The 11,284-nt window shown below is 53.0% G+C and carries 11 protein-coding genes; 2 read left to right on the forward strand and 9 right to left on the reverse strand.

Annotation, left to right across the window (positions count from 1 at the left end):
* Nucleotides 1-97 precede the first annotated feature (97 nt).
* The 7 genes from A3849_RS11760 to A3849_RS11790 all read right to left on the reverse strand — a co-directional run bounded on the left by A3849_RS11760 (nucleotide 98) and on the right by A3849_RS11790 (nucleotide 7,473).
* On the reverse strand, nucleotides 98-553 hold the full coding sequence (locus A3849_RS11760; protein ID WP_074111584.1) for a cupin domain-containing protein: 456 nt from the start codon (nucleotides 551-553) through the stop codon (nucleotides 98-100).
* 185 nt (nucleotides 554-738) lie between these two features.
* Nucleotides 739-1,674 carry an SPFH domain-containing protein gene (locus A3849_RS11765; protein WP_074111585.1) on the reverse strand — a complete coding sequence of 312 codons (936 nt, stop codon included), beginning with the start codon at nucleotides 1,672-1,674 and terminating at the stop codon, nucleotides 739-741.
* A complete protein-coding gene (locus A3849_RS11770) occupies nucleotides 1,674-2,108 on the reverse strand; it encodes an NfeD family protein (RefSeq protein ID WP_074111586.1) in 435 nt (144 codons plus the stop codon). The genes A3849_RS11765 and A3849_RS11770 overlap by 1 nt, the downstream gene beginning before the upstream one ends.
* A 266-nt stretch (nucleotides 2,109-2,374) precedes the next feature.
* Nucleotides 2,375-4,123 carry a glycosyl hydrolase family 18 protein gene (locus A3849_RS11775; RefSeq protein WP_074111587.1) on the reverse strand — a complete coding sequence of 583 codons (1,749 nt, stop codon included), beginning with the start codon at nucleotides 4,121-4,123 and terminating at the stop codon, nucleotides 2,375-2,377.
* Nucleotides 4,124-4,673: 550 nt separating this feature from the next.
* Nucleotides 4,674-5,312 carry an XTP/dITP diphosphatase gene (locus A3849_RS11780; RefSeq protein ID WP_074111588.1) on the reverse strand — a complete coding sequence of 213 codons (639 nt, stop codon included), beginning with the start codon at nucleotides 5,310-5,312 and terminating at the stop codon, nucleotides 4,674-4,676.
* A 2-nt stretch (nucleotides 5,313-5,314) separates the two neighbouring features.
* On the reverse strand, nucleotides 5,315-6,073 hold the full coding sequence (gene rph / locus A3849_RS11785) for a ribonuclease PH (protein ID WP_074111589.1): 759 nt from the start codon (nucleotides 6,071-6,073) through the stop codon (nucleotides 5,315-5,317).
* Nucleotides 6,074-6,348: 275 nt separating this feature from the next.
* Nucleotides 6,349-7,473, reverse strand: coding sequence for a GerMN domain-containing protein (locus A3849_RS11790; RefSeq protein WP_074111590.1), 1,125 nt, complete (start codon nucleotides 7,471-7,473; stop codon nucleotides 6,349-6,351).
* Nucleotides 7,474-7,648: 175 nt separating this feature from the next.
* Here A3849_RS11790 and A3849_RS11795 point away from each other — a divergent pair, with 175 nt between their 5' ends.
* The gene (locus A3849_RS11795) at nucleotides 7,649-8,260 is read left to right on the forward strand and encodes a phosphatidylglycerophosphatase A family protein (protein WP_074111591.1); all 612 of its coding nucleotides are present in this window, start codon (nucleotides 7,649-7,651) and stop codon (nucleotides 8,258-8,260) included.
* A 91-nt stretch (nucleotides 8,261-8,351) separates the two neighbouring features.
* A complete protein-coding gene (locus A3849_RS11800) occupies nucleotides 8,352-9,164 on the forward strand; it encodes a hypothetical protein (protein WP_074111592.1) in 813 nt (270 codons plus the stop codon).
* Between the two features lie 256 nt (nucleotides 9,165-9,420).
* Here A3849_RS11800 and A3849_RS11805 read toward each other — a convergent pair whose 3' ends face one another.
* Together A3849_RS11805 and A3849_RS11810 are read right to left on the reverse strand one after the other, a co-directional pair.
* Entirely contained in the window at nucleotides 9,421-10,506 is a 1,086-nt protein-coding gene (locus A3849_RS11805; RefSeq protein ID WP_306010701.1) for an MBL fold metallo-hydrolase, read from the reverse strand.
* Entirely contained in the window at nucleotides 10,503-11,249 is a 747-nt protein-coding gene (locus A3849_RS11810) for a class I SAM-dependent methyltransferase (protein ID WP_074111594.1), read from the reverse strand. The genes A3849_RS11805 and A3849_RS11810 overlap by 4 nt, the downstream gene beginning before the upstream one ends.
* Nucleotides 11,250-11,284: the final 35 nt, after the last annotated feature.

Consider the following 11,284-nt stretch of genomic DNA (forward strand, 5'->3'; position numbering starts at 1 on the left):
AATCAGCCATTCTCAAAATCAGTATAGCAGTTCATGCCTTGGATACAAAAAATGGAGTGCGGCTGCAATCACAGCCACACTCCATTTGCCGTTCACTTTATTTGCCGATCAGCTTAAAATCATCGAAATGGAACTCGGGAGAGACGATGCAGGAGACCAGCACCGGCTCTTCGCCGAGCGGCCGGGCGGCCTGCCATACGCCTGGCGGAATAACTACCTGCGGCTGCTGGCCGGCAGCAATGTCAAGGCCCAGAACGACCTCAGTCACATTCTCCGGCTTGTCGCCGCTGCCCCCCAGACTCAGAACTATCGGGCTACCGGAATGCCACAGCCAGATTTCAGACGAGAGTACCGTGTGCCATTCCGAGGCTTCATCCGCATGCAGTAGAAAATAAATGGAAGAGGCCGATGCTCTTGGCCCGGAGTAGCTCTCACCCAGGGTATCCTGCGGAATCTCAAAAGGAGCATTCCATAATCTTTTATACCAGCCGCCTTCCACGTGGGGCTGTAGCCCCAACGCTTCCACCAGTGGTGAAATTTCTTTTTGCGTCATCATGTTCTCTCCTAAGAGTTTTGCGTAGCAAAACTGGCATCGTAAGCATACTCTTCGTTTTGCCAAGCAAAACTGGCTTCGTAAGCACACGCCTTAAGTTTTGCACAGCAAAACTGACTTCGTAAGCATGCGCTTCGTTTTGCTTTTACTTTAACGGAATGTGGCGCAATTGTAAAATATCCCTCTTACTTGCTCTCCTTGCTCGTCTTGAATACCTCAGCCATAGCGCCGAGCGTCCCCAGCGTATCCACAGCACTGGTAGGCAGGAATACCTTGTTGGCCGCTCCCTTGGAAATTTCGGTCAATGCCTCAAAGGATTGATACGCGAGTACCCGTTCATCGAGTCCGGCGCTGCTGATCAGCTGAATACGGGCCTTCTCAGCCTCGGCTACCGCCTGAATCGCTTTGGCCTGACCAAGGGCTTCCAGCTCCTGTGCCTGGCCTAAGCCTTCCGCCTGGCGGATACGCGCTTCCTTATCACCTTCTGCCTTCAGGATCTTACTCTGCTTATCACCTTCGGCACGCAGGATCATATCCTGCTTGGCAGCTTCAGCCTCCAGCACAATCGCACGTTTGCTTCGTTCCGCCTTCATCTGCTTATCCATTGCTTCCTGGATATCGAGCGGAGGCTTAATATCAATAACCTCTACACGCTCAATCCGCACGCCCCATTTCTCCGTAGCCTCATCCAGTGCAAGGCGGATATCCGAAGAAATCTTTTCCCGGCCGGACAAGGTTTCATCCAGCTCCAGCTTACCGATGATCTGTCGCATAGTGGCTGTGGAAATGTTGCGCACCCCGTATACATAATCGGAAATACCGTAGGTTGCCTCTTCCGGACCTACCACCTGATAGAAAATAATTGTATCGATCTGTACCTGTACATTATCCTTGGTAATCACGGTCTGTGGAGGGACGTTGGCCTGCTGAATCCGCAAATCATGATACGTCCGCACCTGATCGATAATCGGAATAAGGATATTCAGGCCCGGTGTAAGCAGCCGGTGGAATTTACCGAGACGCTCTACAACCCCTACCCGCTGCTGCGGTACGATTTTGATGGTCAGTGCGACAAATACGACAACAACAAAAATAACAATCCCAATAATAGCCCATTGCATTAGTACATATCCCCCCATTTTACTACTTCAATAATTGTGGAGCTTCTTCCGACTACTTTGACTACTTCATCCTTGCCCAGCGCCTCTATTGAGGTTGCACTCCAGGTGTCGCCGCCTACCTTAACCTGACCGAACCGTCCCGGCTCAATGGGCTCTACAACGAGCCCCTGCCTGCCGACAATTTCTGTCCCTGTATCCTTGAACCCCCGCGAACTCCGGAATCTCGCCACCAGCGGCTTGGAGCAAATCGTCAGCCCCAGGGCAACGATCGAACCTGCCAACACCTGCAGCAATATCGCATCCGGCAGCACAAGGGAAACAAGGCTAGCCACAAGAGCACCAATGCTTAACCAGAGCAGGTAAAACGTAAGCGTCATCATTTCAACGACAAACAGGACACCGGCTGCAATTAACCAAAATACCCAGACCACCATCGGTGAACCCACCACCTTCCGCTATATACTACTATAACGAAATAAACCGAATGGCGTTGCATAAATTTTATTAGTACGGACATAGGCATACATAGCATTATATTTCAGCGCGTGTAAGCTTATGAGCAGCTATTTCTTTTCTTGTATAAAAATCCGTATGTAGGATTCAGTCGCCAAGCGATCCGCCGGAAATTCCAGCTGAACAAAAAGCTTGCAGAGTCGGCTCAGCCTTCTCTGCAAGCTTTTTACTGTTCAAGATGCGCGTGTTAGTTCAACAGCCAGAGAGCAGGCGTCAAAACCGGCTCCCAGCCTGGCAGCGAGGTATGTGCCTGGCGACAGGTGTACACATTGCCGCCATAGCTCACTTTGTCGCCCACTTTGTAGGCAACTCCTGCTGCCCAGGCGGTTACTCCTGGAGTGGCTGTCGGAGTTGGGGTAACCGTAGCAGTAGGCGTTGGCGTAGCGGTTGGTGTCACTGTAGCGGTAGGCGTTGGCGTAGCAGTCGGTTTCACTGTAGCGGTTGGTGTTGGTGTAGCTGTCGGTGTCGGTGTCACTGTAGTGGTAGGCGTTGGCGTAGCAGTCGGTGTCACTGTAGCGGTAGGCGTTGGTGTAGCTGTCGGTTTCACTGTAGCAGTAGGCGTTGGCGTCGGCACCACTCCGCCACCCAGATCGGTGCTCAGCTTGTTCTGCAATGTTTTGTTGCGGTCGCCGCTGGTCTCCCAGAACATCGCTCCTGCCAGCCCTTTGGTTTTGATATAGCTCGTTTTATAACCGAAGGATTCCACGTCATCATAGCTGATGAATGTTTGTGTAGACGGATTATAGAGATAGGGTACTTTTGAGGTATTGTTCCAATAGCGGGTATAGCCGTTTTTGTTAATATAGTTGGCTTCGAGATCGTAGAAGTCATAACTTCCCTTTTCCCATGTGCCCGTGGACGAAATACCGGCTGACACCTGATATTGTCCGTTTCCTGCACTCGGCGCACCGCCCCAGCCGCGTCCATAGAACGGCATGCCCAGAACGAGCTTATTCGCCGGGACTCCGTTTGCGAGATAGCTTGTGACGGCTTTGTCTATATTATAGTTCACCGGCTCAGTCAGACCTGATGCGGCTGCAGCCGGATCGTAGTAGAGCGGAGCATTGTGCCCTGTAGTCGTATTCCAGCTGCCGTTGAAGTCATAGGTCATAATGTTGATCCAGTCGACAACGGCTGCAATGCCGCTAAGATTGTTGTTCTGAATGTATGCCGGGCCTGCGCCGGAGGCAATGGTCAACAGGTAGGTTTTACCGTCGGCAGTTCCGGCGGCATTCAGCTTTTCACGGATTTTCTGCAGCAGCAGCACGTAATTCTGCTTATCCTCCGGACGGTAGCTGTTGCCTGCAAGACCGCCGCTAACCGGATATTCCCAATCCAGGTCGACACCGTCCATTTGATACTTGCGGATGAAATCGACTGCAGAATTCGCAAATACTTCACGGGTCGCCGCTGTTGCGGCAACATCGGAGAACCGGTTCGACCAGGTCCACCCGCCGACGGAGATTACTGTCTTGAGGTTCGGGTTCTTCTCTTTCAGTTTCCAGAGCTGCTTCAGATTTCCTTTAATCGGATCATCCCATTTGTCATCTCCGAAGCTTTTCTGGGCATCGATCCAGGGATCACCCAGCACAACCGTGCCATTCGGGACGCTGATCGGCTGGCCTTGTTCATTCTGGCAGGTCCAGGTAACCGGATTCGGTCCGGCCGGGTCGGGATTCCCGTGAATCCCGTTCCAGCAAATATCAGCAAAAGCATAGTTGATCACATTCATCTTAGTGGGATCGATATCTGTAACATTGTAAGCCCGTCCATAGGCAGCCCACGAAGCATAATAACCGACGAGCTTGTAGCCCGCAGCCGCATTTGCAGTTTTGACATGGGTGCCTATTGTTGAAAAGAGTGCAATCACAAGAGCAACAGCCATCCCAAGCGCAAAGGTTTTGCGAAATCTGATGTTTGTCAACCTCATTTTCATTTACCTCCCTGGTTCTATGCGTAGCTTGCAATCCTGTTTCACAGACAAAGCTCCTTGTGTCACCTCCAGTTTTGGATTTACCTTCATCCATTGTCTCTATCAGATTCACGAGATCCGGATGCTAGATGAAGTACACAAAAAAAGCGCACGAAAAATAATCATCTGTGCTCTTAATCTTGTAATGCTCTCATAGCCTGCAATTCCGGTAATGCTGCCTGATGTGCGAAGCTGGTCAGGTGCTTGAGAAGTACGTTTTATACGTTGTTGTCGGGCAATGCCTTGCCTACAAAACGATTGGGAGGGATAGTGTACATAGAATAAGAGGATTCATAGCAAAGGAAAGGATGAAGGCAATTCTTATTTTCATACAAAGCACCGGATTAAGCTAGGGGGAAATTTCCATACTTAGGGGGTAATATCATCTAATTTCCATTTATCGTTCCACAAAAAAAGTCTGCCGCAGCTCTCGCGGACAGACTTTTTGAAGGGGACAGGCGAGGCATAGAAAGCCGGGATAGCGCAAAATACCCGCCTGTTTTTTCTTATGTTATTAGCCCTGCAGTTCCTGGTGTGCCGCAAGCTTCCCGGTTAATAACCGCAATGCCTTGCCCCGGTGGCTGATGGCCTGCTTTTCTTCCAGCGTCAGCTCGGCCATGGTTTTCTCGTACTCTGCCAGGTAAAAGAGGGGATCATAGCCGAAGCCGCCGGCCCCCGCCTGCTCGGAGGTAATCCAGCCCTCCACAGTTCCCTCAGCGGTCAATTCTTTGCCCGTAGAAGGATCGTACAGGGATAAGGCGCAGACGAAGCGGGCCGTACTAAGCAGCGGCTGGCCGGTGTCCTCGCCCTGTTTCAGCTTCTCCAGCTCGTTCAGCAGCTTCAGATTATTCTCATGATCACTTGCACCTTCACCAGCATAACGGGCCGAGTAGACCCCCGGTCTTCCTTCCAAGGCATCTACACAGAGACCAGAGTCATCTGCCAGAACAGGGTGGCCGAGGGCATCCCCGACGGCTTGGGACTTTTTCAGCGCATTCTCGGCAAAAGTCGCCCCATCCTCCACCACATCAGGAAGATCCGGGTAATCGAACATGCTTCTAACGGTTAGGCCGAGCGGTGCAAATGCATGCTGAAACTCCCGTACCTTCCCCTTATTCTTCGTCGCGACAATCAGAATACCCCCGGCATCCATTGCTACACCTCTTGGCCAGGCTGGCCGGAAGGGATTTTGAGCGCGATCGCTCCGAGCACTTCCTTCTGTACAGCAATCAGTTCGTAGATCCCTTTCTCACCCAGACCCAGCAGCTGATCCAGCTCCTGACGGGTAAAAGGACGCTCTTCTCCGGTACCCTGGACTTCTACAAACGCCCCGCCTCCGGTCATGACCACGTTCATATCGACTTTCGCTTTGGAATCCTCTTCATAATTCAAATCAAGCAGGGTCTCGTCGCCGACAACCCCGACACTAATTGCTGCCAGATAGTCCGTAATTGGAAATACGCTCAGTTTATGCTGAAGCGCAATTTTGTTGATCGCAAAGGCCATAGCTACAAAAGCGCCTGTAATCGAAGCTGTCCGTGTTCCGCCATCCGCCTGAATGACATCACAATCCAGTGTAATGCTTCTCTCGCCAAGTGCGTGCAGATTCACTACAGAACGCAGTGCCCGTCCGATCAGACGTTGAATTTCCATCGTGCGTCCGGTCAGTTTGCCGCGTGCTGCTTCGCGCTGGTTCCGCGTCTGCGTTGCACGGGGAAGCATGGAATATTCTGCGGTTACCCAGCCTTTACCCTGTCCTTTCAGGAATGGAGGAACCTTCTCGTCCACCGTGGCTGTACAAATGACCTTGGTATCCCCCATTTCAATGATCACGGAACCTTCCGCGTATTTATTGGTTTGAGTGGTTATTGTCAGCGGCCTAAGCTGATCTGCATTGCGCCCGTTTGATCTCATCTTTTCTGCCTCCTACATCTCTAGCTCTAAGTTTGTTGTATGGCCTCAGCGTCCGCCCTCTTACATTCTACGCAGAAAGGGATGCCACCCCTATAAAGATCAGGACGGCATCGCCTTGAAATTTCATCTATAAGATTCGGAAAGCTAAGTACAAATACCTGCAACGCTTACGGCAAACAGCCGGTTCAGAGTTCTCTGACTCCAAGTAGCTGCGTAGCAAGCTTTATTCTACCAAAGAGCAGGCACAAAAGCATCTTTTGACCTTACTTTCGATTTTACAGCGGCAGCACATTCACATATTCCGGGGCCGATACCGGCTGCCCGTAGTCAACGTTATTGGTGCCGGTTACTGTTTTTTGCCCGTTCATGCGGATTTGCACCAGCGCATCGTCGGAGTTCTGGGCAACCGTAAGTACAACGGATTCAAGCATTTCCGCCGGTACTCCCTTACCGTCCTCGAACATATCATCATTCAGAGAAACAGTGACCACACCGTTCTGCCCGGCTTCCACCGAATCCAGCACCGTTTCCTGAGTCATTACCGTCTCCAGTCCTTTCTGCGTTTCCGGACCGGCAATCAGTTCATTCAGCGCTGCCTTCAGGGGATCCTGCCCTGCGGGTACAAAGCGGGTAACCGGTACATAATATTGATAACTGCCGTCAGAAGCTGCTGCTGAAAAATATACCGTGACCGCGCTGGAATTCATCAGCAGCGGTCCGTTTTTGGGCAGATTAATTCCGAGGGTGCGGGTTAACGGGCGGTCCAGCGGCGTCCCCTGCAGCGGCATCTCCGTAAGTTTTTTCCCGTCTACCCACAGCTGCACGCCCTGAATTCCGTCCTGTCCGGTCAGCGTCCAGGTGACCGCTTCAAGTATTTTGCGTTCATCTGCCGGTTCGTAATCATTAAACTTGGAGTTGAACTCAACCACGGCCAGCTTAGCTTTGTCTACGGTGATGTTCTTCACTTCCGTTCCGGCAGGCAGCACACCCTTGAAGCCCTCGGGTAGTGCAGAGGCATAGTTTCCTTTGCTGACCAGTGCGGTCAGGGAGTCCTTCAGCATAGCGGTATCATCGCCTTTCGGCAGGCTTAGAGATACCGGGGCTAACAGGCCATTTCCATCCTCCAGGAAGACGGTTGTCCGCTCTCCGGCTGCAGCAGCAGACGAAGTATCTGTACTCACTCCGGCGGAAAGGTCAGCACCATCCAGTGCGGCGGGCCCGAGCACACCTGTATTCAATGCTCCATCACCGCTGACTTGCAGCATTTGCGCTTCCACTTCACCAGGCGGCGGATCCACCGATGCCGATTCCGATCCGAACATACTGCAGCCGGACAAAGTTAACGGAACCGCGAGCAGACAAGCTGCGGAGAGCCCGCGGATGTGTTTCATATGCTTCATGAATGATTACCCCTTTCAACGCTTGAGATCAGTTGTACTGCTATGTATACGAGCCCTTTGCTCAAAAAATAACAACAGCTTATCCTAAATTCCCGGAATCTGGACAATTGCAGTACAGGCAGGTTACAATTTTCTAAGCTATCCAAACTAAGACACATTTACGGGGTGACTGATCATGGCTGATGCTAATGCAAAAATACCTTATAGTCTAAACAGCAAAAAGGTCGCGGAAGCAACCAGGTTCTGGCTGCATAAACGTGGAGTAACCTTGGAAGAAATCGCCGAGCTGGTAATGCTGCTGCAGAAGAAATATTATCCGAACCTCACCATGGAAGAGTGTGTGCATAACGTGGAGATGGTGCTGAGCAAACGCGAGGTACAGAACGCTGTTCTGACAGGTATCCAGCTGGATGTGCTGGCAGAAGAGGGCAAGCTGCTCCCCCCTCTGCAGGACATGATAGAAAATGATGAAAGCTTGTATGGCGTCGATGAAATTCTGGCCTTTTCCATAGTGAACGTATACGGGAGCATCGGCTTCACCAATTACGGCTATGTGGACAAGCTGAAGCCAGGGGTGCTCGAACGTCTGAACGACAAAACTACCGGACAAATCCATACCTATCTGGACGACATTGTAGGAGCGGTGGCTGCTGCCGCCAGCTCGCGTATCGCGCACCGGAAGCAGGCCGAACGCGAACAGGAGCTTGGTCATCCGCATGCGCCCGAGGATCTTGAGGAAGCCTCACGAGAGGCAGCGCCGGAGAAAGAAAAGACACAGCCGGAATAGCGGACAACGTATTGTTGCTATACTGGCATCGGACAGACCACCTTGGGCTGGTCTGCTCCGGATAATAGATGGTAAGGAAGGTGAGCACAGGATGACCTATCCCTTTGTGATCAGCCCCATGCTGGTACAGGATTTTGAGAGTGAAGATGAACTCATTGAGCGCTGCAAGGAATGGAACCTATTATCCACCACAGCAACCCGGATCAAAACCTATCTGTACAAGCGGCAAGGGCTTACTTTGCCCTGTGAGATTGTAGGATATGTTGATCCTCAGACCGTTGTGATACAGTTCGAGAACAAGCAGCAGCACTGCATTCATCCTGCTTATCTAAAAGAGATGCAGACTGCCGCCTTCGGTTCAAGAGCAGGCGCTGTTTCTGAAGCGGCGAAGACGGAGGATTCAGGGAATGATCCTGAAGAAGCTGTGGCGGAAGAGGGGGCAGCAGATGCTGTAGATTCAGCAGCGGGCCCTGAAGATAGCGGAGATGATGACGTCATGCCATCAATGGCTGGAGACTCAAGGGCTGAAGAAGCTGTAGCCGTTGATGCCGTTGAAACGGCGGAAGTCCCAAAGAAGAAGCCCGCCAAATCCCCAAAGAAGACTGCTATTGTTCTGCCTGAAGAGAAGCTGCAGATGACGGCCGTGGTCAAAGAGTTCACGACCGTGCCCAATCATTTCTCCGATAACGATGACGAGGTAATCATTTATGAGGGAGTGTCTGTGGAGGGGCACGACCTTGCGATCGATGAAATCTGGTCCAGCCACAGCGCAACGTTAAAAAAACTGGAATTGGCTGTTGGCGATACCGTTTCCTTTGAAGCAAAGGTCGTGGCCAAGAAGCTCACTCAGCATCCTGTGAAGTACAAAATCAACAACCCGTCCAAGATGAAAAAGGTAGAATAAACGTTACGGTGCAATTCACATTGACCGTTTGGGCGGGCCAACAACGGCATTTCTGCCGTTGGTTCCTGAGCAGACCCGCCCGCGGCGGTTCAACAACGGCACTTCTGCCGTTGTTCCTGAGCAAACCCGCCCGCGGCGGGCCAACAACGGCACTTCTGCCGTTGTTCCTCAAAAAGGCCAGGCCACGTATGCATGGGGTTCCCCCTGTCCATACGTGGCCTGGCCTTTATACTATTGCTGCTGGTTTACACGCAGCTTACTTCACTGCCGCGAACGTGGTCACTCCGCCGTGCTCCGGCCGGATAACCGCCGCCCGCTCCCGGCGTACCAGCTCGGCCAGATGTGCCAATGCCTCGCTCATGGCAAACCGCATTTGGTGTGCGTTCGACACACGGCTGCGGAACAGCGCTTCGCATACCGCGAAGCCGCTGAGCGGGCCATCCTCAAGCAGAGCAGCAGTCGTATCCAGCCGCTCTTCATGATGGCGCAGCAGGCTGTCCGCCCGCTCCGTGAAACCCGCGAACGGTTTCCGGTGACCCGGAAACGCCTGGCTTACCCGGAGACTGCGCAGCTCGCGCAGCCCCTCCATGAAGGTCAGCAGCGGCTGCGGATCGCTGCCCGGCTGCAGGCTGACATTGGGTGAAATCTGCGGCAGCACAGCATCACCGCACAGAATCTGCCCGCTGCCACCATCATAAAAGGATAGGTGCCCCGGTGCATGTCCACCGGTCACAATCGGCTTCCACTTGCGGTTCCCCATGAGGAACGGCTCCGTGGTGTTGAGATAGGTCACGTCAGGCTGAGGGGTGACCTGGGGCAGGAAGCGTTCCAAATGCTCTCGGACTCCCTGTATCCACTCCCCAGGCATGCCATGGCTGAGGAAGAATTGCGGCAGCGCCTCATTCAGAGTAGCTGCCTCTCCCCAGGTCAAGCGGGCTTCGGCATGGGCCCGTTCCGATATCCACACCTTGCCTCCGCTGCGGGACTGCAGCCATCCTGCAAGACCGTAATGGTCCGGATGATGATGCGTGATCACAATATCCCGAATTTCACCCCATGAATAGCCCAGTTCCTTCAGCACATTCTCCCAGGCAAGCTCTGCTTGGGGCGTATGCGGACCAGGGTCGATAACCGTAAACTGTCGGTTCCGGTCAGGGAGAATATAGCTGTTCACCTGACGCAGCGGCAGGTCCATCGGAACCGAGACCTGAATAATACCGCCTTCCCATGAGGTCATACCAACCTTTTGCATGCTATCGCTGCCGCCTTCTCCTGGGGTCGGATCTATCTTCCTCACGCTATCGTCACCGCCATTCCCTGAAATTAGCTCTGTCTTCCTCACGATCCCCTTACCGGACGTACACCCGTAAAAATCATCCGCCCCGAGCTCTCCGCCACATACTCCTCTTCCTCATAGCTGCCGTGGACCGCCTCCAGTTGAAGACCTGCGGCTGCAATCATCTCACGGAATTGATCCAGCGGGTACAGCTTGACGCGCTCATGGTACTCACGGGGGGGCCCGCCGGACTTCGAGGTCAGGATGATATCCTTCTTAACATAGCCATCCTCAATCCGCCGCGACTCATCAATACGGGTGTCCCCGTCCTCACGGACAGAGTGCGGAACCAGATGACGGATGACATGAGCCGGATTCAGAAAATCCACAATGAATTTGCCGCCCGGTACAAGCATGCGGTGGATTTCCCGCAGCACCTTCACCTGCTCCTCATCCTCATCAAAGTAGCCAAAGGAAGTAAACAAATTCACCACAGCCTCAAAACCGCCCTCAAGCGGCAGCTGACGCATATCTGAACGTATCCAGGTCACGGCTTCGGCTCCGGCCTGTGCCCGCGCTTCGCGCAGGAGCGCCTCAGACAGGTCCACACCAGTAACCTCATATCCCGCTTCCGCGAGCGCCAGAGAGTGGCGGCCCATGCCGCAACACAGATCAAGTACCCTGGCCCCCTGAGGCAGCTCCAGCCATCCGATCATCCGCTCCACCTCGCGCCGCGCCCCGCCAAAATCCCTGTGTCTGTATACAATTAAGTAATCCTCACCAAAACTCTCCTCATACCACTCACCCATGTTCCTTCTCCTCCCGCAGCAGCACCTGCACAAAC

The sequence above is a fragment of the Paenibacillus sp. P46E genome (assembly GCF_001909095.1).
Lineage (GTDB): Bacteria > Bacillota > Bacilli > Paenibacillales > Paenibacillaceae > Paenibacillus_AQ > Paenibacillus_AQ helianthi.

What these genes read in the sequence shown, in the direction of transcription:
- A3849_RS11760 (WP_074111584.1), bottom strand. Translation starts at nt 553, where the DNA reads ATGACGCAAAAAGAAATTTCACCACTGGTGGAAGCGTTGGGGCTACAG.
- A3849_RS11765 (WP_074111585.1), bottom strand. Translation starts at nt 1,674, where the DNA reads ATGCAATGGGCTATTATTGGGATTGTTATTTTTGTTGTTGTCGTATTT.
- A3849_RS11770 (WP_074111586.1), bottom strand. Translation starts at nt 2,108, where the DNA reads ATGGTGGTCTGGGTATTTTGGTTAATTGCAGCCGGTGTCCTGTTTGTC.
- A3849_RS11775 (WP_074111587.1), bottom strand. Translation starts at nt 4,123, where the DNA reads ATGAAAATGAGGTTGACAAACATCAGATTTCGCAAAACCTTTGCGCTT.
- A3849_RS11780 (WP_074111588.1), bottom strand. Translation starts at nt 5,312, where the DNA reads ATGGATGCCGGGGGTATTCTGATTGTCGCGACGAAGAATAAGGGGAAG.
- rph (WP_074111589.1), bottom strand. Translation starts at nt 6,073, where the DNA reads ATGAGATCAAACGGGCGCAATGCAGATCAGCTTAGGCCGCTGACAATA.
- A3849_RS11790 (WP_074111590.1), bottom strand. Translation starts at nt 7,473, where the DNA reads ATGAAGCATATGAAACACATCCGCGGGCTCTCCGCAGCTTGTCTGCTC.
- A3849_RS11795 (WP_074111591.1), top strand. Translation starts at nt 7,649, where the DNA reads ATGGCTGATGCTAATGCAAAAATACCTTATAGTCTAAACAGCAAAAAG.
- A3849_RS11800 (WP_074111592.1), top strand. Translation starts at nt 8,352, where the DNA reads ATGACCTATCCCTTTGTGATCAGCCCCATGCTGGTACAGGATTTTGAG.
- A3849_RS11810 (WP_074111594.1), bottom strand. Translation starts at nt 11,249, where the DNA reads ATGGGTGAGTGGTATGAGGAGAGTTTTGGTGAGGATTACTTAATTGTA.